This is a genomic window from Ruegeria sp. CE9, from assembly GCF_056537425.1.
Genome location: NZ_JBQFRO010000009.1, coordinates 130,214 through 154,282, shown reverse-complemented (window position 1 = coordinate 154,282; position 24,069 = coordinate 130,214). Strand labels below are relative to the sequence as shown.

General features: G+C 54.7%; 22 protein-coding genes and 1 pseudogene. 11 read left to right on the top strand and 12 right to left on the bottom strand.

What is annotated here, in order from left to right:
• The first annotated feature begins 11 nt into the window (after positions 1 to 11).
• Both ACR0B3_RS16960 and ACR0B3_RS16955 read left to right on the top strand, forming a co-directional pair.
• A complete protein-coding gene (locus ACR0B3_RS16960) occupies positions 12 to 890 on the top strand; it encodes an alpha/beta hydrolase (RefSeq protein WP_480810102.1) in 879 nt (292 codons plus the stop codon).
• Positions 891 to 987: 97 nt separating this feature from the next.
• Entirely contained in the window at positions 988 to 1,302 is a 315-nt protein-coding gene (locus tag ACR0B3_RS16955; protein WP_170720377.1) for a hypothetical protein, read from the top strand.
• Positions 1,303 to 1,332: 30 nt separating this feature from the next.
• On the opposite strand, the gene ACR0B3_RS16950 is transcribed toward ACR0B3_RS16955, so the two are convergent.
• From ACR0B3_RS16950 to ACR0B3_RS16940, 3 genes and pseudogenes are all read right to left on the bottom strand, one after another.
• Entirely contained in the window at positions 1,333 to 2,160 is an 828-nt protein-coding gene (locus ACR0B3_RS16950) for a hypothetical protein (protein WP_480810101.1), read from the bottom strand.
• Positions 2,157 to 2,552: a lysozyme inhibitor LprI family protein gene (locus ACR0B3_RS16945; RefSeq protein WP_480613306.1), complete on the bottom strand. Its 396-nt coding sequence runs from the start codon at positions 2,550 to 2,552 to the stop codon at positions 2,157 to 2,159. The genes ACR0B3_RS16950 and ACR0B3_RS16945 overlap by 4 nt, the downstream gene beginning before the upstream one ends.
• Before the next feature lie 477 nt (positions 2,553 to 3,029).
• Positions 3,030 to 3,143: pseudogene (locus ACR0B3_RS16940) on the bottom strand (MarR family transcriptional regulator); the annotation flags it as partial.
• Between the two features lie 374 nt (positions 3,144 to 3,517).
• Between ACR0B3_RS16940 and ACR0B3_RS16935 the strand changes: the two are divergent.
• Genes ACR0B3_RS16935 through ACR0B3_RS16925 form a run of 3 tightly spaced genes read left to right on the top strand, consistent with a single transcriptional unit; the run spans position 3,518 to position 5,548 of the window.
• The gene (locus tag ACR0B3_RS16935; protein ID WP_170720387.1) at positions 3,518 to 3,976 is read left to right on the top strand and encodes a VOC family protein; all 459 of its coding nucleotides are present in this window, start codon (positions 3,518 to 3,520) and stop codon (positions 3,974 to 3,976) included.
• 15 nt (positions 3,977 to 3,991) lie between these two features.
• Positions 3,992 to 4,345: a DUF1428 domain-containing protein gene (locus ACR0B3_RS16930; protein WP_170720390.1), complete on the top strand. Its 354-nt coding sequence runs from the start codon at positions 3,992 to 3,994 to the stop codon at positions 4,343 to 4,345.
• 42 nt (positions 4,346 to 4,387) lie between these two features.
• Positions 4,388 to 5,548 carry a WD40/YVTN/BNR-like repeat-containing protein gene (locus ACR0B3_RS16925; protein ID WP_480810100.1) on the top strand — a complete coding sequence of 387 codons (1,161 nt, stop codon included), beginning with the start codon at positions 4,388 to 4,390 and terminating at the stop codon, positions 5,546 to 5,548.
• A 122-nt stretch (positions 5,549 to 5,670) separates the two neighbouring features.
• Here the strand turns inward: ACR0B3_RS16925 and ACR0B3_RS16920 are convergent, their stop codons facing one another.
• On the bottom strand, positions 5,671 to 6,321 hold the full coding sequence (locus ACR0B3_RS16920; RefSeq protein ID WP_480810099.1) for a TetR/AcrR family transcriptional regulator: 651 nt from the start codon (positions 6,319 to 6,321) through the stop codon (positions 5,671 to 5,673).
• 66 nt (positions 6,322 to 6,387) lie between these two features.
• Between ACR0B3_RS16920 and ACR0B3_RS16915 the strand changes: the two genes are divergently transcribed.
• Genes ACR0B3_RS16915 through ACR0B3_RS16900 form a run of 4 tightly spaced genes read left to right on the top strand, consistent with a single transcriptional unit; the run spans position 6,388 to position 11,951 of the window.
• Positions 6,388 to 7,536, top strand: a complete 1,149-nt coding sequence (locus tag ACR0B3_RS16915) for an efflux RND transporter periplasmic adaptor subunit (RefSeq protein ID WP_480810098.1) — start codon at positions 6,388 to 6,390, stop codon at positions 7,534 to 7,536.
• A gap of 3 nt (positions 7,537 to 7,539) precedes the next feature.
• Positions 7,540 to 10,668: an efflux RND transporter permease subunit gene (locus ACR0B3_RS16910; protein WP_480810097.1), complete on the top strand. Its 3,129-nt coding sequence runs from the start codon at positions 7,540 to 7,542 to the stop codon at positions 10,666 to 10,668.
• Positions 10,665 to 11,084, top strand: coding sequence for a DUF2141 domain-containing protein (locus ACR0B3_RS16905; RefSeq protein ID WP_480810096.1), 420 nt, complete (start codon positions 10,665 to 10,667; stop codon positions 11,082 to 11,084). Before ACR0B3_RS16910 ends, ACR0B3_RS16905 begins: the two co-directional genes overlap by 4 nt.
• Before the next feature lie 6 nt (positions 11,085 to 11,090).
• Positions 11,091 to 11,951, top strand: a complete 861-nt coding sequence (locus ACR0B3_RS16900) for an ABC transporter six-transmembrane domain-containing protein (RefSeq protein WP_480810095.1) — start codon at positions 11,091 to 11,093, stop codon at positions 11,949 to 11,951.
• A 169-nt stretch (positions 11,952 to 12,120) separates the two neighbouring features.
• Here the strand turns inward: ACR0B3_RS16900 and ACR0B3_RS16895 are convergent, their stop codons facing one another.
• The 8 genes from ACR0B3_RS16895 to ACR0B3_RS16860 all read right to left on the bottom strand — a co-directional run bounded on the left by ACR0B3_RS16895 (position 12,121) and on the right by ACR0B3_RS16860 (position 20,148).
• Complete coding sequence (locus ACR0B3_RS16895; RefSeq protein ID WP_480810094.1) at positions 12,121 to 12,444, bottom strand: hypothetical protein; 324 nt, start codon at positions 12,442 to 12,444, stop codon at positions 12,121 to 12,123.
• A 41-nt stretch (positions 12,445 to 12,485) separates the two neighbouring features.
• On the bottom strand, positions 12,486 to 13,922 hold the full coding sequence (locus ACR0B3_RS16890) for an MmgE/PrpD family protein (RefSeq protein WP_480810093.1): 1,437 nt from the start codon (positions 13,920 to 13,922) through the stop codon (positions 12,486 to 12,488).
• Positions 13,923 to 13,927: 5 nt separating this feature from the next.
• Positions 13,928 to 14,992, bottom strand: a complete 1,065-nt coding sequence (locus ACR0B3_RS16885; protein ID WP_480810092.1) for an AbrB family transcriptional regulator — start codon at positions 14,990 to 14,992, stop codon at positions 13,928 to 13,930.
• Positions 14,989 to 16,497, bottom strand: coding sequence for a tripartite tricarboxylate transporter permease (locus ACR0B3_RS16880; protein WP_170591546.1), 1,509 nt, complete (start codon positions 16,495 to 16,497; stop codon positions 14,989 to 14,991). Before ACR0B3_RS16880 ends, ACR0B3_RS16885 begins: the two co-directional genes overlap by 4 nt.
• A gap of 12 nt (positions 16,498 to 16,509) precedes the next feature.
• On the bottom strand, positions 16,510 to 16,971 hold the full coding sequence (locus tag ACR0B3_RS16875; RefSeq protein ID WP_170591544.1) for a tripartite tricarboxylate transporter TctB family protein: 462 nt from the start codon (positions 16,969 to 16,971) through the stop codon (positions 16,510 to 16,512).
• Positions 16,972 to 17,034: 63 nt separating this feature from the next.
• Positions 17,035 to 17,991 (bottom strand): Bug family tripartite tricarboxylate transporter substrate binding protein, encoded by a 957-nt coding sequence (locus tag ACR0B3_RS16870; protein ID WP_480810091.1) that lies wholly within the window; start codon positions 17,989 to 17,991, stop codon positions 17,035 to 17,037.
• A 123-nt stretch (positions 17,992 to 18,114) separates the two neighbouring features.
• Positions 18,115 to 18,798 (bottom strand): FCD domain-containing protein, encoded by a 684-nt coding sequence (locus ACR0B3_RS16865; protein ID WP_480810090.1) that lies wholly within the window; start codon positions 18,796 to 18,798, stop codon positions 18,115 to 18,117.
• A 417-nt stretch (positions 18,799 to 19,215) separates the two neighbouring features.
• The gene (locus tag ACR0B3_RS16860) at positions 19,216 to 20,148 is read right to left on the bottom strand and encodes a LysR family transcriptional regulator (RefSeq protein ID WP_480810089.1); all 933 of its coding nucleotides are present in this window, start codon (positions 20,146 to 20,148) and stop codon (positions 19,216 to 19,218) included.
• 90 nt (positions 20,149 to 20,238) lie between these two features.
• Between ACR0B3_RS16860 and ACR0B3_RS16855 the strand changes: the two genes are divergently transcribed.
• Positions 20,239 to 21,891: an ABC transporter substrate-binding protein gene (locus tag ACR0B3_RS16855; protein WP_480810088.1), complete on the top strand. Its 1,653-nt coding sequence runs from the start codon at positions 20,239 to 20,241 to the stop codon at positions 21,889 to 21,891.
• A gap of 143 nt (positions 21,892 to 22,034) precedes the next feature.
• Entirely contained in the window at positions 22,035 to 23,714 is a 1,680-nt protein-coding gene (locus ACR0B3_RS16850) for a BCCT family transporter (RefSeq protein ID WP_480810087.1), read from the top strand.
• Positions 23,715 to 24,069 lie beyond the last annotated feature (355 nt).

The window sequence follows — 24,069 nt, the reverse complement described above, 5'->3', positions numbered from 1 at the left end:
CGGTTGTCACCGTGACGATCCCACCCAACCACCAGCCCGGTGAAATCACGCGCCCCCGGAGGCTCCCTCCGGACGCCAGCCGGGACTTTACGGTCGTTGATCCAATAGTGTTTCAGGATAGCTCGGGGTTTGTGGCAAAAATCAACAATGCACTCTCCGAAAGACCGCGAGAAAACAGAGACGTGTTGGTCTTTGTCCATGGCTACAACAATACACTGAGTGACGCGGTGCTACGCGTCGCACAATTCGTTGAAGATTCCGGATTTGAAGGCGTGCCGGTCTTGTTTTCCTGGGCATCAGCCGGTCAGGTTGCGAAATATGCCTATGACCTGAACAGCGTCCTTGCGGCTAGGCCGTTGTTGGAAGAGGCCTCCGGTCTGATCGTTCAAACAAATGCCTCCGGGTTCGATGTATTTGCACATTCCATGGGAACACTTTTGGTCACAGAAGTCATGGTCCAGTCGGACTTACAGGGATCGCTCGGCAGTTCAGGGCGTCTAAGGAACATCCTGTTTGCGGCGCCGGATATAGACGTGGACGTGTTCGCGTCTCAACTCAGCCAGATTACCAACAACCCTGGAAATCTTTATGTCCTCATTTCCGATGGCGACCCCGCATTGGGGCTCTCGCGCCAGGTTGCCGGGGGCATCGACCGCGTTGGAGATGCTGAGGTGGACGAACTGGCCGGACTTGGCATCACTGTTATTGATCTCAGCGACATCGATGATTCCAGGACCGGGTCGCATTCCAAGTTTGCGGGCTCACCCGAAGTGGTGCAACTCGTAGGACGCACATTGCAGCAGCATGGATATTCGGAAAAGCGGACCGACACCATTGTGCTGGATGCGTTGCAACTTATCCCGAACACGGTGGAAAACTTAAGCAACTAAGAGGCTCAAGCGACAGACAGCGCAGATTGGCAAGTCTGATTGGCACGGCGATGACCAAATGCGCCTCTGAGCAACACGCATTTTTGGAGGACTAACAGTGAAACGAGTACTGGCCCTGCTGCTCATAATCACGTCCGGGTGTGACGTTACTTCCGATGATCTGGCGCAGCCCGCCTATGTGATCGATGGTATCGCAGCAACTGTGCAACAAACCGGCGATGAAGCTGTTGTGACGCTTGATACAGAAAACCCCTCCGATTGGGACGGGCAACAGAAAATGGTGCAGCGGGCACTGGAGGCAGCAGGGGTTTTGACCGGGTGTTATGCATCACCAAAACCGGACCAGGAACTGGACGCTTATATCGCAGGAGCGCAGCCCGTTCGCATTGCCGTCGATCTCCAGTGTTTCTGAACGTTGTGGGCGATTGATTGAGTTCAATCGCTACTGCGTAGGAGCTTCTTCTGGATCTAGCGGCGCAACAAACACGTTTCGTATCACTTGCCGACTGGTCGCATAGTCTCCCTCACCCAGGTACTGAATCGGACCCAAACCAAGACGCTTCATGTCCTCCAAGGTATATGTCCAACCTGCTCGCCCACTTTGACGCCAAGCCTCAATATTGCCGGGACGAAGGCCATGCACAGTGAACTCGGCATCAATGCCGAGAGTTGCGAAGAATTCCGCTTCGTCTTGTCGCGAGGCGTTTGCCAACTCGATTTGCTGATCGACTGCCTGCTCAATGTCCGCGTCAGAGGCATCTTCTGGCAGGACTGGGAGGAGTGCCGCTCTAAGCGACTCTCGTTCGAGATCCTCGCCACTCTTTCCGGGAATACTCAAAGCGGTAACCTCGTATTGCGTTTCAGAGCCATGCCAACCCACGAAAGAGTCGGCACGAATGCTGCGAGATGTCCCTGCCGGAAAAACGTAGTTGGCGCAGGAAGAAAAACAGATCGCATCAACGACAACCGACAGGCCTTGATCATAAATCCAGCGCCCGATGACACGACCAACGTGTGTATCGCCGCCCAGTGAGTTGATCACAAAACGCCTAGCAGCTGACGTGTCTTCCGTCGCAACGAAATCCAAGAAAACGTCCTGTGACGCAAGTGAGATTGCACCCGAATAGTGGATTGCATCTCCCTCAATCCATATCCGCGCCAGGTCATCTTCTGCAAACTCAGGAACAGGTACTTCGGCCAACGCGATACTTACGCCGATTGCAGCGACGATGGCCGCAGAAACGCTGAATTGGAGAAGACGCGGACTCATGGAAGGGAGTCCATTAGCTCAGCGATCCGTGACCGGGTCAACTCAACATGGCACGCGCCTTCAGCGATACCAGCCCCGGACCCACCACCGAACAATGCAGCACTATAGCTGCATTGTGTATCACGATAAGCAACCCAAGCCGTTTGCGCCGCTTCCAAGGCGGGCAGAGCAACATCGCGTTCGTTCACACGGTCCAACTCACTGGCTGCGTCTTGTGCAAAACCAATTGCCTCATCCAGCGCTTGATTGAGAATTCGGACTTGCGCATCGACGCAGGAGGCAATCTCAACTTGGCTGGAGACTTGTACACCGCACTCCATGGCCGTGTCAGCGGATATTGGCGACAGGGACGAAATTAACAATAATGAAGAAACGAATGCAGTTCTGATCATATACAGCTCCAACATTTGAGATTTTTCTGTTTCCAATGATTGCCACTCAAGTGTGCCTAAACAACCCATCTTGCGTTGGAAATCGAAGGTTTCACGACTTGGTTCCCAATCTTCTAGATGTGGATCGCCGAATTAGTAGCCCAAAGCGCTCACTCGACCCGGCTCTCAGTTACCGCGGATGCAGCCAGCCAAGTCGCCATTCGCCGCGACAAAAAAAATCGGAACCTTGGCGAACTTAAATTCTGCGGTATTAATCCGGCTTTGGGGTTTCTATTCCAGAAGTTCCATTTAGGTTTCCCCAAAAGACAGGGACAATAAGTCAGCCTTTAAAAGCTGCGTGTCGTCTCTTCCGAGTAGTGCATCAACGTCGTCATGGGTTTTTCGCCAGACAGGAACGGCCTGAACCAGTAGGTCACGGCCCGCGTCTGACAAACCGACGCGCCTGCTGCGTTTGTCGCTGCTGTCCGGTTGCATATTCAGAAGCCCCCGACGCTCTAATGGTTTCAAATTTGCAGTCAGGGTTGTGCGATCCATGGCCAGGAACTTCGCCAATTCGCCAAGTCTCGGTGCCCCCGGGCGATTCAACGCCATCAAAAGTGAGTACTGGCCGTGGGTCAAACCCAGCGGTCTCAGAGCGTCATCAAATCGCCTGGCAATTGCCCGTGCGGCACGCTGAAGGTGTAGACACAAGCACCGATCCCGAACCTCATGGGTAACTTCAATTGGCAAGTCGGATCTCATATTTTCCGTTTACGTTGACATCAACGTTTCTGTCAATATTGTGTTGTTTGTGGAACAGAGATTCTTGAGTTGGTGCGCAATGAGATTGCTCACCGATTATGCCTGACAAGGGATCAAGGCGCTTGAATCGGGCGGCCTCAGATCGCGTTCAACGGTGGTCAGGAATGGCAGTAGTATCTCGCTTCCAACTGGAACGGATACCCTTAGAAAACAGGAGTTGCATAATGCAAAAGGTCCGCACCTGCCTTTGGTTTGAGAGTGGCGGCGCGGATGCAGCGGCGTTTTACGTGTCATTGCTGCCTGATAGCCAGTTGGAAACCGTTCTAACGCCGGACGTGGAGGAGCCGTTGTTGGTGGACTTCACACTTGCAGGTGCTCCGTTTCAGATTCTGAATGGTGGTCCTCACTTTAAGCTGACCGAAGCGGCTTCGATCAGTGTGCTTGCAAAGGATCAGGGTGAAATCGACCGTCTCTGGGCGGCGCTGACCTCGGGTGGGGGTGAGGAAGCTCAGTGTGGTTGGCTCAAAGATCGTTGGGGCCTGTCCTGGCAAATCTACCCGCAAGTACTGCTTGATATGCAGGCTGCCAAAGACCAGGCCGCTGCAGAGCGAGCGCGCCAAGCGATGTACAAGATGAAGAAGATCGACATTTCCAAATTGGAAGCCGCATTTGCAGCATCATAAATCAAGGAGTTTGGTGTGACCTATATTACTGTTGCAGCCTATGCCGTCCCCACGGCGAACAAGGATGTCTTCATTGCACATTCCAAAGAAGTGACGCCTTTGTTCAAAAAGCATGGCGCACTCGCCGCCGTGGACGCTTGGGGCGATGATGTTCCGGACGGCAAAGTCACGTCATTCCCAATGGCTGTGAAGTGCGAACCGGATGAAACCGTCGCCTATTCGCACGTCATCTGGCCCGACAAGGAGACCCACGATGCAAACATGGAAAAGGTCATGTCCGAGATGCAGGCGTCTATGGAGAACAATCCAATGCCCTTTGATGGCAAACGCATGATTTTTGCGAGTTTCCAATCACTGGTCGAGGTCTAGCGGGCGGCAAGCAGCCTGTTCACGCAACGTGGAGTGAAAGCAATGTCGTCCTCAGAAACAACAATTCTTATTGGCACAACAAAAGGCGCTTTTCTGCTTCGGCGCGATGGTGCGGAAGGTCCATGGATAGTTGATGGTCCGTACTGCGACGGCTGGCCCATCAATCATTTTACGAGCGATCCGGAAACGGGGACAATCTGGGCCGGCGGCGGCAGCGATTGGAATGGCGCAGGCGTCTGGCGCTCAGACGATGGCGGCAAAACGTGGAATGTCACGCGGCTCAGCAAAGGTGAATTGGACAATTGGGCTGCCAATGATCCAGATTTCGCCGAAATGATTGGTTGGATAGATGAACAGCTCCCGTTTGAAGACAAGTTTTCCCAAATTTGGTCTTTGCATCACACCGACGGGAACCTCTATGCCGGAACCAAGCCTGCAAAGCTGCTGAAAAGCTCAGACGGCGGAAAGACATGGGAAGATTTACGCAGCCTGAGCGAGCATGAGTCAGCCGACAGCTGGAACCCGGGCGCAGCTGGGCTGACTTTGCACACAATTATTTCTGATCCCGACAATCCTCAGAAACTTTGGGTCGGAATATCCGCGGCTGGTGTATTTGCTTCCGAAGACGGTGGCCAAACCTGGGAACGGCGTAACAGGCTATCAAATACACAAGACTGCGGTCACCACGATCATCCTGCAGCGCCTCGTGATTGCGAGACAGGACACTGCGTACACAACATGATGCGCGCGAACGGGGCTGACGACTTACTTTATCAGCAGAACCACCATGGTGTCTGGCGTTCATCGGATGGTGGCCGCAGTTGGTACAACATAACGGATGGTCTGCCTTCGACGTTTGGCTTTCCGATCCGTGTGCATCCGCGCGACTCCAAAACGATATGGACCCTGCCACTCAACGGAGATTCGGTGGGCCGGTATCCGCCAAACGCGGCTGCTGCAGTATGGCGGTCCCGCGATGGCGGTGAGACATGGGAGGCAATGCGAAAGGGGCTTCCACAGACGGGTTGCTTCTTCACCGTTCTACGTCAGGCGATGGCCGGCGATACGGATGATCCGCCTGGACTCTATTTTGGCACAAACAGTGGTTCAGTGTTTGCCAGCCACGACGAAGGTGAATCTTGGCGCGAGATTTCCCGGCATTTACCCACAATTCTGGGGATCGAAGTTCAAGAACGACTGTAAACGGCCCATTTCAGACCTTCGCCCTACTCTCAAGATTCTGCACCGGCAGCCCGCTTTCCGGACATTCGCTGCGGCACCTGATAGCTGACTTTCATGAGCGCCAACGCAGCTTGTTAAATATGTCAACGGCGGGCCAATAGTGAACTCATAACAAAATCTTCCACACAACCAATTATCGCCGTCATGGGCGTATCCGCCAGCACGCTTCGATATGCGCTGCCTTCCAGTACTTCTATCACCAATTGAGAAGCCTGAAGTGGATCCGGTACTGTACGCAAGTCACCATCCTTTACCCCTTGCCTTACAACCGCTTCGAGTGCATTGGCCAGCATTGCACGGTTCTCCATAAAAAGCTGCGCAATGTCCGGCTGGCGAATGGCTTCACTCGAAACCTCCAATGTAAGGATGATATTTTCCGGCGCGGCCAGATACTTGGCGTAAGCGCCGATGAATTTCTTCAAAATCGTCGGTGCGGATGATCCCGAGCTAAGAATGACAAGAAACTGCTCCAGTTCGCGTCGCTCCAGCATTGCCATTTCAACAAGCATATCGTGTTTTCCGCGAAAGTGGTTGTAGAGATTTCCAAGGCTGACCCCGGCCCGGGTCGCGATGTCGCGTATGCCGGTCTGATGGTATCCCTGCTCGAGAAAACACATGATTGCGGCATCCAGGATTTGACTGCGCCGCTTCGCCGTTGCCTTCTTTCGGGCCGAACCTGCCTTTGCATCATCTGACATTTTTTCATTTTCTATATTGTACGATCGATCGTTCATTTTATATAACACCTCATCCGCCCTGGCAAGGACAATAGAATCAATTGCGTTGAGAAAGGCTGTTTCATGACTGAAAAACCCGCGGAACCGCCACAGGACGCGAAACGCCGATGGCTTTGGATCGGGCTTGCAGTGGTGCTGTTGTTTGCGATTGTGATGCTTTTGTTCGATACCGAAGACACAATTGACGTTCAGGCGACAACGACGGCGCCACCACCACCTGTTGTTTCTGTGGTTGCTGTGGCCCCCAAGAAAGTCCAGGCGCAGATTTTCGCCTTCGCCGAGGTTCGTCCACGCTGGGATGCCGAGCTGAAATCTGCTGTTTCCGGGCGGATTATTGCGGTTCACGATGCCGCTTTGTCCGGGGCAAAGGTGGCACGTGGAGAGCCTTTGTTTTCAATTGAAAAAGCGCCGTACGACAGCGCAGTCGCAGCGGCTGAGATAGAACTTGAACAGGCGAAGCTGGGCCTCCTGCGTGCGCAGAACAATGTCACTGTTGCTAAACGTCAGTTCGAGCGGGATGGGGTGGAGCCGCCAACTGATCTGGCACTGAATTTACCGCAACTGCGCGTTGCAGAAAAAACCGTTGTGGCAGCCGAGGCGCGCCTCAATGCGGCGCGAACCGAACTGGCGGAAACTGATGTGGTCGCACCGTTTTCGGGCTTTGTCACGCGTCGCTTTGCCAGCCTTGGTCAAACGGTTGCTCCGGGCGATGCTCTCTTGCACTTGTCGGACGACAGGCAATTCGAACTGGTTGCCGAGTTCAGCCAGGCAGACTGGGCGCTTCTGGAACATCCATTGTCCGGGGCGAAGGCAGAGTTGATACATCGCTCTGGGGCGTTGTTGGGAGAGGCCCAAGTCCGTCGCGGCGGCGGGTTTCTGGATCAGGACACGCGACAGGTGCGGGTCTTTCTGGACGTCACTTCACCCGATGATCGGATACTGGCGGGCGATTTCCTAAAGGTTCGGCTTCCAGGACGTACGATATCAGACACGCTGACACTACCGGAAAGCACACTAACCCGCGCCGGACATATCTGGCTGGTCGGGGACGACGAGCATCTGCAACGGCTCAACCCGGACATATTGTTCCGAAGCGAAGGCACAATCACAATTTCCGTGCCGGAAGAGTCAGGCCCTTGGCGCGTGGCAAAGACCCCTCTCGCTTCGTTTCTGCCGGGTCAACACGTAACGCCGCTTTTGGTTGAGGGTTGAACAATGCATACCCTGACATCCTGGTTCATCCGCAACCCGGTCGCCGCCAATCTGATGATGGCCCTGATCCTTTTCCTTGGCGTGCAGACGCTACTGAACATACGCATCGAGGGCTTCCCGCGTATTCCGCCGGAAAGTGTCACCATCTCGATAGAGTTTCCGGATGCGACAGCCGAGCAAGTGGACGAGTTGGTCACGCAGAAGATTGAGCAAGCCCTTGAGGGACTTGAAGGCGTGCGCAGCGTTACCTCACAGTCCGAAAACAGTCTTAGCCTGGTCACGGTCCGTCGCGCAGGTGGAGAGAAGCTTCAGGCTGTCCTGGACCGGGTGCGTATTCGTATCGACGGGTTGACCGACCTGCCCGAAACAGCGCGCCGACCCGTGATCGAAGCATCAGGTTTTGATTTCCCGGCACTCTATCTGAATCTTTACGGTGCGACCGATCCAGCCACGCTGCAAACTCTGGCACAGCGCCTCAAGGAAGAGCTGCTGGCCCAGCCGGATTTGTCCCGTTTGCAAATCTGGGGGTTGATCCCACGTGAGTTGCGCATCGAAATCGACCCTGCGCGACTACGACACTATGGACTGACAGTCGCAGACGTAACCCGAACGATTGAACAAAACTCGCTGACATTTCAGGCCGGTCGGTTGCGTACAGAAGGCGGGACAATCTTCCTGCGGGCCGATGACCGGGCAAGATACGGACCGGAGTATGCGGCCCTGCCCATTATTGAACGTGGCGATGGATCATTTGTACCCCTGGGCGATATTGCCACTATCGAAGATGGGTTTCAGGATGGCGAATACCTGTTTCGACTGAACGGTAAGCCGACCGTGGGCATGGAGGTTCTGGTCGGTCAGAAAGAGAACCTGCTTGAGATCAGCGATGTTGTCCGCAACACGGTGGAGGAGTTCAGCCGACAATTACCGGCGCAAATTCAGATTGAAGTTTGGGGGGATAGCGCTGGCTACATCGCGGACCGGCTGGCGCTGTTGAGATCGAACGGTGTGCAAGGCCTGATCCTTGTGACCCTTATGCTGTCGATCTTTCTGAACGTGCGGTTGGCCTTCTGGGTTGCGATGGGCATTCCGATTTCGGTCATGGGGGCGATTGCAGTCTCAGGCTCAAAATGGGTGGATTACTCGCTGAACGATGTGACCACGTTCGGTCTGATCATCGCCTTAGGTATTTTGGTCGACGATGCCGTGGTAGTCGGTGAAAGCGTCTTTGAGGAACGCCGCAACGGTAAAGATCCGATCAAAGACACCGAGCGCGGCGTGCATCGCGTGGCCGTAGCCACCGTGTTTGGAGTGCTCACCACGATCGCGGCTTTCTTTCCGATGCTGCTTATCGACAATCCGCTGGGCAAAGTGCTGGCTGGGTTTTCAGGTATCGTGATCCTGACGCTGATCTTCTCGCTCATCGAAAGTAAATTCATCCTTCCGGCGCATTTGGCACAGGTTTCGATGGGGCAAGAGCGTAGATTTCTGCTGACCCGCCTCTGGGGTCATGTGCAGGACGCGGCGCAGGGAGGGTTGTATTGGGTCCGGGACCATATCTACCAACCCATGCTCGTCGCTGCAGTGCGCCATCGCTACGCCGTGCTGATCCTGTTCATCGCTGCCGCAATGCTGGGACTTGGCCTTATGTACAAAGGCAAAGTGAGGACGGTGTTCTTCCCCGAAGTCCCTGGTCAGATCATTACCGTGAATCTTGAAATGGACGCCCGTGCGCCTTTTGCGCTGACCCGCTCGAACATAGACCGGATTGAAAGCGAACTGAACGATCTGAACGCAGAGCTTGCCGAAGACGCCGGTATGGCCACGCCGCCCGTTCAAACTGTGTTCACCATCATCAATAGCGCAGGCAGTGCTCAGATCTATGCTGAGATGATACCGGTGGCCGAACGTCCGGAGGTTCCGATCCTGAAGGTGGTACGAGACTGGCGCGAACGGGTGGGCGAAGTCGAAGGTGCGACGGAGCTGGAGTTCACCGGGTCCGAAGCGCTCGCCGGAGGGTTTCGCATTCGGTTGGCTTCCAAAGACGAGGATTTGCTGCGGCAGGCCAGCGCTGAGATGAAGACCTTTTTGTCCCAAATCGAAGGCGTTGAAAATGTTCGCGACGGTTTGGCTGGTGGTCAGCCCGAACTGAGACTGCGTGTGAGCTCGGATGCGCGGCACCTTGGTTTCAATGCAGAGACCCTTGCCAAACAAATTGGCTATGGGTTCGGCGGCGCCGAGGTGGCCAAGGTCAGACGTGATGGCTCGGAAATTCGCGTGCTCGTACAGAATGCGCAGGAAAATCGCGATACGCTTGCCGACCTGATGCAGACCCGATTGCGTAGCGCATCGGGGGCATGGGTGCCGCTGGAAACGGTTGCCGAAATCGAAGGCACCTACGCCTCCGGTATCGTCAATCGTCGCGACGGAAAACGCATGAATATTGTGGCCGCCTCGATCGACCGCAACCTCGTCGCGCCAGAAGAAGTTGGGCAAGCGGTATTCGAACAACTGGTTCCCAGACTTTGGGAAAAATACCCGAGTGTGACTGTCCTGCCAGCTGGCGAGTTGGAAGAGATGTCAGACATTAGCGACGGACTGAGACAGGCGCTGCTCTTGGCGGCGGTGCTGATCTATGTGCTGATGGCCGTGCCGTTGAAAAGTTACTGGCAGCCCTTCGTTATTCTGGCCATCGTGCCCTTTGGCTTTATTGCAGCCGCCGTCGGCCACCTGATCATGGGTGTATCGATTTCGCTGTTCTCGTTTTTTGGCATGCTGGCTTTGACCGGTGTGATTGTGAACGACAGCCTCGTCATGATCACCCGCTACAATCAGGCCCGCGACGAAGGCCAGCCCGTGAACCTGGCGTTGAACAGCGCAGGTGTCGGGCGCTTCAAAGCGATCTTCCTGACCACTGCGACGACGGTGATCGGCTTGCTGCCTTTGCTGACCGAAACATCTGAGCAGGCGCAATATCTGATCCCGGCAGCAATCTCTCTGGCCTATGGTGAGCTGTTCGGTACCGCGCTGATGCTGGTACTTGTCCCCGTGCTGATCGCAATCGCCGAAGATATCATCGCGATTTTCAAACCGACCCTCCCAAAACCGGATACGGAAAGGACAATGGCATGAACCGAAAACTGATGGGCGCTGCAGCCGCCATAGTGACTTTGGCAACACCTGCTGGTGCGGACGGACTGAATGTAACCGTGGATGGCATCCGCAATGCCAAAGGGAACATCGTTATCCTTGTTTTTGGCGACGCGCGCGCCTTTGACAGCTTGGACGCCTGGAGTGCCATTGACTTTGCCCAGGTCCCATCGCGGAAAGGCAGTATCAGCCATGAGTTTTCTGACTTAAACGCCGGCCCATATGCGGCGTTGTCATTTCATGACGAAAACAAGGATGATGACCTGAACATGACCGCCACGCAGCTTTTGGAAGGCGTTGGTTCAACCGGTGCGCCAAATCCCCAAGACGAGCCGGATTTCAAAGCCGCGTCTGTCTGGCCGGGCGATGTCCATGTTCGCATCCACTATGATCAGTAACGCAACATGCTAACGGATCGCGAACTCACCATCGGCACGCTTTTGAACGTGTTTCGTTGGCGCGTCAGTATTACCTGGTGTCTGATCCTGTCCGAAACGGCACTGACCGTTTTGATCCCACTTTATATGGGCTTTGCCATCGATGGGTTGCTTGAAGGGAACGTTGAGCCCTTCGTACATCTTGGCGCGCTGATGGCCGTCCTGACTGTGATCGGTGTAGCTCGGCGGATTTATGATACGCGGGTATATGGGACGATCCGCGTCGAATTGGGTAACGCCCTAGCATCGCGATTTTCGAACCTACCAGTGTCAACATTGAATGCTAGGATTGGCATGGGACGAGAATTGGCCGACTTTCTGGAGGAAGTGTTACCGAATGCAATGGCAGGTGTTGTACAGTTCGTTGTTTCAGCGGTTCTTCTATTTTATTTTTCACCAACACTGGCTGTGTCAGCCTGTGTCGTCCTGTTCGGCATGATCTCGGTTTATGGGCTATTCCACGCCAACTTTTGGCGATGGAACCGGGAGTTGAATCAACAGATGGAGCATCAGGTCAGTGTCCTGGAAAAACGAAGGGACCGCCCGGTGCTGGCGCACCTGAAAAAGCTGCGGAAATACGAGGTAAAACTCTCGGACACCGAGGCCATCCTGTACGGTACAATCTTCATCCTGCTGATCGGTTTGATATTATTCAACCTGTGGTTTGCCACGCAAAATCTTGATGCCACACCTGGCGCGATCTTTTCGATAGTCAGTTATACATGGGAGTTCGCGGAAGCAGCGCTTGCCTTGCCGATTACAATGCAATCGTGGTCGCGACTTTCAGAAATCACGACCCGATTGAATCTAATTGAACAACAAGTCTAAGTATCAAAGTAGTCCACAGGTGAAATCGTGCAGGCAGATCTCTGCGTCCTCTTTCGACTTTCAAAGACAGGCGATGGTAACACAGCCCCTTCTGCGTTCCGATCTTCCAAGCGTCCTGCAACCCACGCGCAACGAGGACGACAGGATCGACACGTCACGCCTTTGGCCCTCAATCCAAGAAGGTGTATTCCCCAAGTGAACATAGGTCTAAGCTGTAGTCTTCAGATACAGACCGATCTGAAAAAATACCCCGAATATCATAAACACATGTGGTTAGACCGTCTTCAATAAAGACGTCCACCTCGTAGCCAGATGCAAGATACCCTCCTCTCAGAAGGTTACCTTCCCAGTTGCTCGAGGAGGCGGGCGAGACATTGAACTCTAAAAGGTCTTCGCTACTGTCATTAAACAGCAGAAACCGAAGATCTTCTGCATACGCTGAAACTGAGAGCAAAATGCTCAAAGCTGTCGCCGTGAATAAGGTTTTTTTCATCTTCTTTGTTTCCCAAAAGTTGAGGAGTTGCTTGCACTTGATCAAAGTTTAGGTGTCATTGCCGATGCGAGAGCCTCTCCGGGTCGGTCAAGATCGAGGACGCCCCAGGCCTTTTGCAGCAGCTGGTTTTGTTCAGCTTCGGAAAGCACGCCCGTGCAGCAAGAGCGCGCTTTGGCTTCAACTTCTGCATCGCTCAGCGGGTTCTCCGGCCCGCCGCGGTAACGTTCGTCTGCCCATCCGGCAATCTCACGCCCATCTTTCAAGCGAATGGTGATGCGAGAACGCATTTTGTCGAACCCTTGTGCTTCGATTTCAGGGTCCAACTCGGTCCGCACGCGGCGCTGCATCTCCTGCATCGGATCTGATCCTACAAACGCGTCCGAGAACTCGACCTTGCCGGCTTTGCGGGCCAGAGCGATCATCGACAGCGCCGCGGGAAGCGAGAACTTTGCCTGCAAGTGATTGGATGCGATGGGATAGCGGATGGGTTTAAGAATGTTTGTGCCTGCGTAAACCGTCACTGCTTCGATATCTTCAGGTTTGATATCCGCATCTGTGATCAGCCGCAGCATCAGATCGATTGTCGGATGGGTCAGCACGCCACAAGGATAGGGTTTAATGGACACACCGGGTTCAACGATAGTCCAGGTCCTGCCGAAACCTTGCGAAGTTTTATCCGGGTTTGCGCCACCGCCCTGCACAGCCATAAAGCCCCATGGACCATCCAGCGCCTGAGGATCGGCTGTATAACCGCGTGAGGCCAGTAGGGCAGCGGTGATCCCGTTTTCGGCAGCGCGTCCCACATGCAGGGGCTTGGTCATGGTGCCGAAATTGCAACGAATACCGGCGGCAAAGCTGGCGGCAATTCCGAACCCGTGGCGCAGAGCGTCACCCTTAAGTCCCAATAACTTAGCCGCTGTTGTATACGCCCCGAAATGTCCGACTGTGCCACTGGAGTGCATTCCCTGCATGTAGTGCTGTGGCAGCATCCATTCCGAGATCTTGCACTCAACCTCGAAGCCGGTAAGGAAGGCCAACATAAAGTCCTTACCTGACACGTTGCCCAACTTCTGCGACATGACAATAGCGGCTGTCAGCGGTGGAATAGTCGGATGTGTCAGCAGGCCGTAGATGTGGGCGGGGTCAATACTCACCTGACTGTCGTCCCAGTCATGAGCGTGGCCTGCCGTTCCCAAGACTCGAGCCGCCATCGGAGCCGGAACCTTGGCATTTCGCCCGATCAGCAGCGCATCTTCGCGTCCACCAAAATCCAGCGCTTCGTCCACCAGTATGTCGATTGTGTGTTCTTCAGACCCTGCAACAAAAAGGCCGACGCCGTCCACGATACAACGCGTTCCGATGCGCACGGCTTCATCGGGAATGTCTTCAAAGCGTACGGTTTCCACGAATTCGGCGGCCTCGGCCGTGATCGCGGTATTCTGGGGCATTTCTGCAAACGCGTTCTGAACAGCTGACATTGGTGTCATCCTTTCGGGGTAAGGGAAGTATCTGATTGTGAAACAAGTTTGCGCCAAACAACTCCAGCGCAAGCGTTGACGAAGACGGCACGAACCGCCTGAAATCCGGCGACAAGGGCAACGTTCTGACCCAGAACTTTTGAAGTCAGAACCATTTCGGCCATACCACCGATGGAGAAACAGAGAACAAGTGTTGGCAGGCTGACCGGCATAACCAAACCCAACAACGCAGCGGCAAACGCCATTCCCACCATGATCACGAGAAGAACGGGAAGGCCCGCGCCGAGTGCTCTCGGGATAGAAGACATAAGCTCTCGCCGGAATCTGGCTCCCAGCGAGATGCCCACCAATACCTTTACTACTGCCATTAGGGACACAGGCATGCGCCCGTTGGATAAGCCAAAGGACGAAAGCAATCCAACAGCGATCAATGCGCCAAGTATCCAAGCAGCGGGAAGCCCCAGCTGGGCGGCGGTCCATCCACCCGCCGCCCCGACAAACATGACCAAAGCCAGATTGGGCAATGTCAGATACGCTGCCTCTTGCATTGGGTCGCCAGACACGGGAAAGAATGCGTAAAGCGCCAAGGGCAAAAGACCTACAACCAATGCCACGCGCACAGCGTGCAACGCGGCAACAATCGTACGATCTGCGCCGTAGCTATCGCCGACATTTGCCATTTCTATCACGCCACCAGGTAGCAACGAGAAAAACGCTGTGCTACGGTCCATTCGCCCAAGCCTTGCCAAAACTGGCGCCATAAGCGCTGCGGCAACAACGCCCAAGCATCCGGCGACAAGCATCACAGGGGCCCAGGCCAACAACTCAACCGCCACCTCCGGGGTGATGGACAGCCCAACCCCGGACCCTAAAGCCGCCAGTGAAAGGCAATACAGCGGTTTCGGCACCGTGACCTCGACATTGCACATGGCAAAGCAACCGGTCACCACCGCCGCGCCCATCAGCCAGCCCAGCGGGAGGCCCAAAGCTTCCCACAGGCTGCCCCCGAGCGCGGCGGGCAACAAGGCCAATACAAAGCCTCGGGTTATGCCGAGATTGTACCGGGTCACTCATTCAGGTCTTTGTATACGGGCGCATCCGCGCGACGGCGTCCTTTTAGCCAAGTGCTGAGCGGTGATGACGCGATACTGAGGATGGCCAGCGCGAAGAAGAACAGCGCGATCGGGCGCGACAAGAACTGGCTCATGTCCTGATCGAACAGGATCATAGATTGGGCCAGAGAGTTTTCGACCAGATGACCCAGCACTAGACCCATGATGATCGGTGCGGGTGAGAATCCGGCACGGTTCAGGAAGTACCCGACCAGGCCAGCAACCAACATGATATAGACGTCACTCATGGATTGCCCGACGCCGTAAGCACCGACCACACAAAGGCAGAACACAGTCGGCCAGAGAAACTGGCGCGGGATCAGCGAAATGCGCGAGAAATACTTGGCACCAACCAGACCGAACCCAAGGAACACAAAGTTCGCGATCAACATTGCGAAGAAAATCGCATAAAGCAGGTTGGGTTGGTTTTCGAACAGATATGGGCCTGGTCGCAGCCCGTGTATCTGCAACCCACCCAGAATGACCGCGGCCGTGGCCGAACCCGGGATCCCAAGCGCCAGCGTCGGTACCATCGCTCCACCGGTTGCAGCATTGTTGGCGGCCTCGGGACCCGCGACACCTTCGATCTCACCCTTGCCGAAATTGTCCTTGTTCTTCGACCAACGCTTGGCTTCGTTATAGCCCATCATCGCAGCGACGGTAGAACCTTCGGCGGGTAGAATTCCCACGAACGTCCCCAGACCCGAGCTGCGCAGGATCGTTTTCCAAACCCGTTTGAAGTCGTCTACGGTTGGGAGTTTTAACGCTGACATGCTGAACCGTTCCAGCGGCGTATCTTTCTGTCCGGCCTGATCCAGCAGTTCGGCCATAGCAAAGAGGCCGATCAAAACGGGAATGAAGCTGATACCCTCATAAAGTTGGGGAACGCCAAACGTGAATCGCTCGACACCGGTGGTCAGGTCAACGCCAACGGTGGCAAGCAGAACGCCAAAGGCGCCACCAATCAGGTTTTTGACTGCAGATTTGCCGCTGATCGACGCAAGCATCGACAAGCCAAATACCGTAAGGGCAAAATACTCAGGCGGGCCAAACCGATAGGCAATCGTTGCCAGTGCAGGTGCAGCCAGGATCAGGACAATCAGAGAGAATATCCCGCCAGCGACACTTGCAACCGCAGCCATGCCGAGCGCCTTACCCGCCTCGCCCTTTTTGGCCAATGGATAGCCATCGAAGGCCGTCGCAGCCGCAGGTGGGGCACCCGGTGCATTAATCAGGATCGCCGTGATACTGCCTCCAAACGTTCCGGCGCAGTAAAGCGCTGCAAGCATTGCGATCGCTGGGATCGGATCCAGATAGATGGTGAAAGGCAGCAGCAACGCGACTGCCATCGAGCTCGACAAGCCCGGAAGCGCGCCGACAAGAACACCTACGATTGTTCCCACCATGATCAGCAGCAGAGTCGTGGGCTGAATGATTTCAAGAAATCCGCCAAGAATATCCATGATTTCCTCCCCTCAAAGCCCAAGCGCGGCAAGCGGGCCCATGGGCAACCGCAGGCCGAGCAGTATTTTGAAGACGACGTAGATTGCGATCGGCAATCCAACTGCAAAAACAACAATCACGCTGTAGTTCCGTGCACCCCACATCAACGGCAAAATCACGCAAACGCAGAAGAAAACCAGCGGTACGCCAAGAATTGGAAACAGAATGGCTGCGAGTCCCAGCACCGCTGCGGTTGCAGGCATTTGCCAGGGCGGCACTCCGCCCAATGCTTCACCGCCGCTTGTAAGGCTTTGCACGATCATGATGAGGGTGAGTGCGGCGATTACGCCGAGGATCAGGCGGGGCATATGCGTGGCCGGCATACCTTGCGTCATACCAAGCGGGTCCGTGTCAAAAGTCGTCGTGACCCACCAGAGAGTTGCCGACAAGACAAGGATCAGCCCGCCTGCAACAAGGTCGCGTGAAAGTTTCATGGGGTTCCCTTCCAATGGAACAAACGACCGCCCGCCAGGGCGGCGGACGGTCGGGAGGTGGCCTTACTTGCGCAAGCCCAGTTCTTCGAGGGTCGCGTAGATGTTGTCGTACATCTCGCGGATCTGGGCGTCCCAGACCTCGGAGCCTGCAACTGAGCTTGCATCCAGACCAATGCCCTCCAGGTACGCCTGATAGGTGCCGTGGCTCATACCCTTCAGAAGCTTTTCTTCCAGCAGTGCTGCACGGTCTTCCGGGGTATCCGTCATCACAATAACGCCCCGTACGGTCGAGAAATTGACACCATCAATTCCCAGTTCGATCATCGTTGGGGTATCCGGCAAAACACCAAGCCGCTCCTTGGCCATAATAGCCAGCGGAACAAAGTCGCCGGTTTCGATGCCGTCGACGGCTTCACCATAGTTTAAGCCCGCCGCCTGAATGTTCTTGCCCATCAGGTTAGTGATTATCGCGCCGCCGCCGTCAAAGGGGACATAGGCAACTTCCGCACCGGATTTATTGGCAAAGGTCATCGCGGCAATATGGTCGATACCCCCTGCCTGCGTGCCGCCCCATTTGATCGGAGCCGACTTAGATGCCTCAATCAGCTGCTCGAGACTTTCGATCCCGCTTTCTTTGTTTACGACGACAATAATTGGATCATCCGTTGAGCGGGCAATTCCTTTGATGTCATCAATGCCAATTGGCGCACGGCCTCGGGCCATGGTGATCAAATGCGTCGGCGTAATCGCCATCAATGTGTGGCCGTCCGCTGGCTTGCCTGAGGCATAGCTCATGGCCACAGCGCCTCCGCCGCCTTTTTTGATCTGGACGAAGGCATCCACGCCAAGCTCTTTCCGAGCCCGGATCAACATCGTCCGTGCAGTTGTGTCGGTTCCTCCACCTGCAGATGCGTGTGTTACAACTTCAATCGGCTGCGATGGGTACTCTTCTGCCGCCGATGACGTGGCAAGCGCCGCGATGATCATCGTACCAGCTGCAAAACGCGAAAGTTTGTTCATGGTGTCCTCCCATTGGTTTTCGCCCAGCCGGTTACGGCCGTTGATTTTGGTGGGTAGCATCGAACATTGTAAACTGTCAACAGTTTTCAATTCAAGGATTCGACCAATTGCGTAGAACTGGCGTTAAAGGGATGCGATCAGACGCGTCAGGCCGTTGGAAACGTGGTCGCGCAGCGCGTTGCTGGCCGCATAGGCGTCGCGCTCCGTTAAGGCAGCAACTATTGTCTTGTGTTCAGAATTTGAAACCTGAAGGTTACCTTCCTGGACGAGGCCACGTCTCCGCAGCAAGTGAAGCTGATTGACAATTTTCCTATAGGTATCTTCAAGCGCGCTGTTTCGGGCGGCCAGAACCAAAGCATCGTGAAACTGCAAATTCAGCTTGTAGTAGTCCTCTGTGTTGCCCTTATCCGCAGCCTTCTGCATCTGATCCACGAGACCGCTTAGTTCCGCAATTTCAGCATCATCTGCACGCTTAACGATCAACTCACCCGCAAGCCCGGCAATGGCTCCTCGCAGTTCATACAAGTCTCGCGCTTCGTCCAATGACACTTCGCGGACATACATGCCCCGATTCACCTTGCTGGCTAGAAGCCCAGCCTGTTCGAGACTTCTGCACGCTTCGCGGATCGGACCTCGGCTGATTCCAAGGTGTTCCGCCAGCGTACTCTCGTTTATCCGGTCACCCGCAACCAGCTCGCCTGAAACGATCATTTCTTCTATCGCGTCCACGGCAATTGACGTAATGGTGCTCGCCCGCCGCTGGCTGATGGCCTGAGTCGCAGAATGTGTTGATGATGATGCTTTCATGAGCGCAATTGTGTTAGCTCATCCGTCTACTGTCAACAATTCGCAAAGCGCTTGTTTTCTCGAAAAACGTCAACGTCAAAAAATTTTAAAACGGTTGTTGTACTTATTGCTGGACCGGCCCTTTCCGGACTTTCACGTTACCCTCACGATGCTGCGTTCACGCCCACATAGCCGCCATTCGCTGCAAGTGCTCAATCTCGACGCAGGCAATTGTCTGGATCGCGGACTTTTCAGCCATCCGCATTTTCACTCCAAACGATCGTAGTCAGCCCTAAGCGGACATTGACTACCTGACATAGCCACTCTAAAAAATACAAGTTGGGAGTTTTCAATATCGCTGCAAAGTATTGAGGCATTGCAGTCGTTTTGCGAATTTACTGACTTGGCGGTATGTGCGCGAAGCGGGGCAACGACGCGTTACCTCAGAGACGTTGCTAGAACTTGTTCCGCGATCCAGTCAAACACTAGCTTGGGACCTGGGCCCACGTTGGTATGGCTCCGTGACATTACATAACCCGCATCGCTAGAGACTAAGTCTTCTGTAACGGTCACAAGAGAACCCTTGCTGAGCAAATCATCGATCAATCCAATCCAGCCTAATGCCACGCCATCACCAGACAAAGCGGCTTGGGTCACCATGTCATAGTTATTAAAACTGATGTAGTTTCTCTTTCTTTCGCCCGTTACACCTAAACTGTCAAACCACCCTTGCCAGGTTTGCCACTCAGCGGTTGCGGGTTTTGACAAGCTAAGAAGTTGAACCTTGAGTAGCTCCGTAGCAGATCGGATCGGTCCAATCTTTTCCAATAACTGCGGGCTGCAAACTGCGGCTACGACCTCTTCCAAAAGTAGTACTTCGTCTGGTTTGATCCGGTTATTGGGCGCAACGTGGATCTGGATGTCGCAATCGGTATCATCCAAACCGGGTGGCACGGTTGAAGCCAAAATCTGAATTTCGATTTCTTCCCCAATTTCCTCTCGCAAATAACCTAGACGCGGCAGAAGCCAGAACGTTGAGAACGCAAAATCAGCAGAAATCCGAACCCTAGGTTTCGATTTGCGTTCGATCAGAGAACCAACGGCATAACCCATTTGCCGCATTGCCGGACTGACCACGTTAAGAAGTCTCAGGCCTTCATTTGTTAACGAGACACCGCGATGCTCGCGTTTGAACAAAACGACGCCTAGATCGACCTCCAGCCCTTTAATCCGTTGCGAGACCGAGGATTGTGTCAACCCAAGCGCCTCACCTGCGCTTGTAAAGTTTCCGTGTTGGGAAACCATTTCAAAGGCATAGAGCGCCACCAGATTGCGGCTGAGACTGGTATTAACCCTGCTAATGTCATCCATAACTACTCAACTACTGCAAAAAGGACCAGATATGCATCAAAAAAGTTAAAAAGCGGCGCGTAAGCGGCCTCAAAATCAAGGGAGCCAAAGATGACCAGTCATAGACACGATCAATCCATTCACCCGGCGATAGCCATGCATGCCAATGAAGTTGCTAACGGCACTCTCGGTCGTCGCGAGTTCTTAACGCGCGCCACCGCACTAGGGTTGTCGGCCTCAGCGGCTTATTCGATGATTGGTTTGTCTCAACCAGTGCAGGCCGCGACCGATGTTCAGCCAGGCGGGACCATTCGCATTCAGCAGGTCGTGCGGGCGCAGCTTGATCCGCCGCTTTACAACTGGCCACAGCTCGGGAACGTAGTCCGTGGATTTTTGGAGTATCTCGTCCAGTACAACGCGGACGGCACGTTCGAACCCCGGCTGCTTGAAAGCTGGGAAGTGAATGACGATGCAACCGAATACGTACTACGCATTCGGCCAAGCGTGAACTGGAATGACGGGCGTGGAACGCTGACGGCTAAAGATGTCGCGTATAACTTTGGTCGATGGTGTGATGGGAGTTGGGAAGGCAACTCTATGGCCGCGCGTATGGGGTCCTTGCAAAATGATGCCGGTGATGGCCCGGCTGATGGGGCCTTGGAAGTGATCGACGATCTGACGCTGAAGCTCAAGCTGACGCGACCGGACATCACCATTATTCCTGCGGTCACGGAATACCCCGCAGCAATCGTGCCTGACGGTTGGTCCGGCGATCCGGCGAATGACCCGGTTGGTACGGGGCCATACAAGCTGGTTGAGTATCTGGTAGGCGAAAAGGTCGTTCTAGAAAAGAACACAGATCACGAATGGTGGGGTGAAGGCGCCTATTTGGATCGGATCGAATTTATCGACTACGGCACCGATGGCGCAGCGCATTTGGCGGCGGCAGAAGCTGAGGAAATCGACATGACCTATGAAACGGTCGGAGAATTTGTCGACATCTACGAAAGCATTGGCTGGAATCAGAGCGAGTCCGTTTCAGCCAACACTATGGTTTTACGAACAAACCGCGACGCCGAAGTGGATGGGGTCAAACCCTATGAAGACGCACGTGTTCGCCGCGCACTGGCGATGGCGTGCGACAATGCTGTATTGCTGGAATTGGGGTACGCCAATCGTGGTACGCTCGGTGAAAACCATCACGTTTGCCCCATTCATCCGGAATATGCCGACATCGGAGCTCCGGAAAAGGATGTTGAGGGCGCACGTGCATTGCTCGAAGAGGTCGGAATGCTCGACTATGAGCATGAGATTTTCTCGATTGACGACGACTGGCGCCGAAACACAACCGACGCGCTTGCAGCTCAGCTCCGTGATGCAGGGTTGAATGTTAAGCGTACCGTATTGCCGGGCAACACGTTCTGGAATGACTGGAACAAATACCCGTTCAGTTCGACAGATTGGGGTCATCGTCCGCTGGGTGTTCAGGTACTGACCCTTGCCTATAAATCAGGCGTGGCGTGGAACGAAACCGGCCTTGCTAGCTCCGAATTTGACGCAATGCTTGAAGAAGCCTCAGCAATTGCCGACGCGGAAACGCGGCGTGGTCACATGGAAAAAATCGAGCAGTTTATGCGAGATGACGGGACCATAATTCAACCCTATTGGCGGTCTCTGTATCGCCATTCCCGTCCCGGCGTCATCGGCGCGGAAAGCCACCCGATCAACGAAATTCACGTGCATAGGTTAGCTCTCGAAAGCTGAGAAAATCGGCAAGCATATTTCCCCGGATCCAATGAGATTGGCGAGGCAACTGGTGTGCGTCGTTGGTCTCATTGGTTTCTGGCGAAAAGGGTGATCAAGGCAGAATTACCCGCTCAATAATCAAACTCAGGGAGAAATTAATTATGGCGATAAAGCCACCTCTTTCAGAACTTCCGATTAAGACCGCTGACAACGGTTTTTATCGGGGGTTCAGCGTAAACGTGACGGTGATCAGTAAGATCATCATTAGCCTGCTGGTTGTCTGGTGCATCGTTTGGCCGACCCAGGCCGGCAAGATACTCGGCGACTGGAACGCAGCCATTCTGGCTCAGTTTGCCGCGTGGTATATCTGGGTTGTCACCGGGTTTGTGATAGTCTGTATCGGATTGGCCATCTGGCCTGCGGCGGGACGCCTCAACCTGGGCGTGGAGGGGGAGAAGCCCGAATTCTCCAATTTCTCGTGGTTCTCCATGATGTTCGGTGCCGGTATCGGTGTTGGAATGTTGACCTGGGCTGTTGCAGAGCCCGTGGCCCATTTCAAGAACAACCCATCGGTAATTCAGGGTGTCACAACAGCCCTTGATGCTGACAACGTGCGCACCGCTTATGTCTGGTCCTACCTGCATTGGGGTCTGGGCGCTTGGGCATGCTACGCGATTGCTGGTCTGGCACTGGCGTTCTTCAGCTATCGCCGCGGGCTCCCGCTGACGATCCGCTCGTCCCTGACGCCGCTCTTCGGTAAGGCACTTTCGGGCAACCTCGGTCACTTGATCGATATCGTTGCCGTTGTTGCGACGATCCTTGGCGTGGCGCAGACGCTTGGATTTGGTGTAGAGCAGTTCGTTGCGGGCCTGACGCGTATCGGCATCGGCGGTCTGGCGAATACCGATGGCTCAGCCACAACACTGGGTATCATTGTCGCCTTGCTGGTTATCATGGGGGCCTCGACACTGTCTGCTCTGTCCGGTGTTGGCAAAGGCATTAAGTGGCTGTCGAACATCAACATGGCGTTGTCGATCTTCCTGTTGGGTTTCTTCATCCTGTTCGGAGCGACATTCTTTGGTGCCAAGGCCTTTTTTGTCGGCATTTGGGACTATCTGGTCGCGCTGCCCTGGCTCAGCTTCAATGTTTACACCTCTGACGGCGTCGAGGGTTCCGAATCCTTCCTGCTGGCACAATGGCAGGGCTGGTGGCCGGTGTTCTATTGGGCCTGGTGGATCGCGTTTGCACCTTTCGTCGGGCTGTTCCTGGCACGCATCTCGCGCGGGCGTTCAATCCGCGAATTCGTACTGGGCGCGATGATTGTGCCGTCGCTGATGTGCTTTGTCTGGTTCGCCTGGGCCGGTGGTACAGCGATTGATTTGGAACTGAACGGCGGCGCAAATGGTGTGATCCTTGACGCGGCCAATGGCGACAAGATCTTTGCCATGACAACCTACATGCTCGCACCCATTGCTGAGTTCCTGGCTTGGGCCATGGCAGTTGTGATCGTTGTGCTGTTGATGACGTTCCTTGTGACCTCCGCTGACTCGGCCGTGCTTATCGTGAATACGATCAACGCAGCTGGAGACGAAGGGCCTAAGGCACGTCCGCACATCATGTTCTGGGGTGCAGCGTTGGCCTTGGTGGTTGGCGGTCTTCTGATCTCGGGCGGAACCGGAGCCATTCAGACCGCGATGGTGATCGGAGCATTGCCATTCTCTATCGTCATGGCTTTGATGTGCATCGCTTTGATCAAAGCGATCTGGAATGATGGACGCCGCGAATCCGCCGGCGTCGCGTCAACTATTGATCCAGAAACATCAACGATGCCTGCCGAATAAAATCGTTTACCTGTCTGTGACCCCAGGACAAAGTTGGGGTCGCAAGCAGGATGAACACCTGCACAAAAACAAAACTAAAGTGCGGTTGAACACGCTACATACTGACTGCTCGCGCATGGTCGAAGAATTGTCGCAGGCCTAACTTTGCAAATTCCGCTTTCTGCGCATCGCTGACATTGGTGCGTTAAGCAGCATCGGTCCTATTGGGCTCCTTGCAGACCTCGATGCTGGTGCAGCACAGGCCCCTGCCCCGCTGTCAGCTGATCACGCAGACGGCCCACAAGAGACGTTCTTCGCCCGCCTCCGATGCTGCGGTCGCAGCCCGCATTGCCGTCATTCGCTGCAGGCGCAAAGT

Excerpts from the sequence above, each read along its gene's own strand:
- ACR0B3_RS16950 (WP_480810101.1), bottom strand. The coding sequence starts at position 2,160 with ATGAGTCCGCGTCTTCTCCAATTCAGCGTTTCTGCGGCCATCGTCGCT.
- ACR0B3_RS16945 (WP_480613306.1), bottom strand. The coding sequence starts at position 2,552 with ATGATCAGAACTGCATTCGTTTCTTCATTATTGTTAATTTCGTCCCTG.
- ACR0B3_RS16935 (WP_170720387.1), top strand. The coding sequence starts at position 3,518 with ATGCAAAAGGTCCGCACCTGCCTTTGGTTTGAGAGTGGCGGCGCGGAT.
- ACR0B3_RS16925 (WP_480810100.1), top strand. The coding sequence starts at position 4,388 with ATGTCGTCCTCAGAAACAACAATTCTTATTGGCACAACAAAAGGCGCT.
- ACR0B3_RS16920 (WP_480810099.1), bottom strand. The coding sequence starts at position 6,321 with ATGAACGATCGATCGTACAATATAGAAAATGAAAAAATGTCAGATGAT.
- ACR0B3_RS16915 (WP_480810098.1), top strand. The coding sequence starts at position 6,388 with ATGACTGAAAAACCCGCGGAACCGCCACAGGACGCGAAACGCCGATGG.
- ACR0B3_RS16910 (WP_480810097.1), top strand. The coding sequence starts at position 7,540 with ATGCATACCCTGACATCCTGGTTCATCCGCAACCCGGTCGCCGCCAAT.
- ACR0B3_RS16905 (WP_480810096.1), top strand. The coding sequence starts at position 10,665 with ATGAACCGAAAACTGATGGGCGCTGCAGCCGCCATAGTGACTTTGGCA.
- ACR0B3_RS16900 (WP_480810095.1), top strand. The coding sequence starts at position 11,091 with ATGCTAACGGATCGCGAACTCACCATCGGCACGCTTTTGAACGTGTTT.
- ACR0B3_RS16895 (WP_480810094.1), bottom strand. The coding sequence starts at position 12,444 with ATGAAAAAAACCTTATTCACGGCGACAGCTTTGAGCATTTTGCTCTCA.
- ACR0B3_RS16890 (WP_480810093.1), bottom strand. The coding sequence starts at position 13,922 with ATGTCAGCTGTTCAGAACGCGTTTGCAGAAATGCCCCAGAATACCGCG.
- ACR0B3_RS16880 (WP_170591546.1), bottom strand. The coding sequence starts at position 16,497 with ATGGATATTCTTGGCGGATTTCTTGAAATCATTCAGCCCACGACTCTG.
- ACR0B3_RS16875 (WP_170591544.1), bottom strand. The coding sequence starts at position 16,971 with ATGAAACTTTCACGCGACCTTGTTGCAGGCGGGCTGATCCTTGTCTTG.
- ACR0B3_RS16870 (WP_480810091.1), bottom strand. The coding sequence starts at position 17,991 with ATGAACAAACTTTCGCGTTTTGCAGCTGGTACGATGATCATCGCGGCG.
- ACR0B3_RS16865 (WP_480810090.1), bottom strand. The coding sequence starts at position 18,798 with ATGAAAGCATCATCATCAACACATTCTGCGACTCAGGCCATCAGCCAG.
- ACR0B3_RS16860 (WP_480810089.1), bottom strand. The coding sequence starts at position 20,148 with ATGGATGACATTAGCAGGGTTAATACCAGTCTCAGCCGCAATCTGGTG.
- ACR0B3_RS16855 (WP_480810088.1), top strand. The coding sequence starts at position 20,239 with ATGACCAGTCATAGACACGATCAATCCATTCACCCGGCGATAGCCATG.
- ACR0B3_RS16850 (WP_480810087.1), top strand. The coding sequence starts at position 22,035 with ATGGCGATAAAGCCACCTCTTTCAGAACTTCCGATTAAGACCGCTGAC.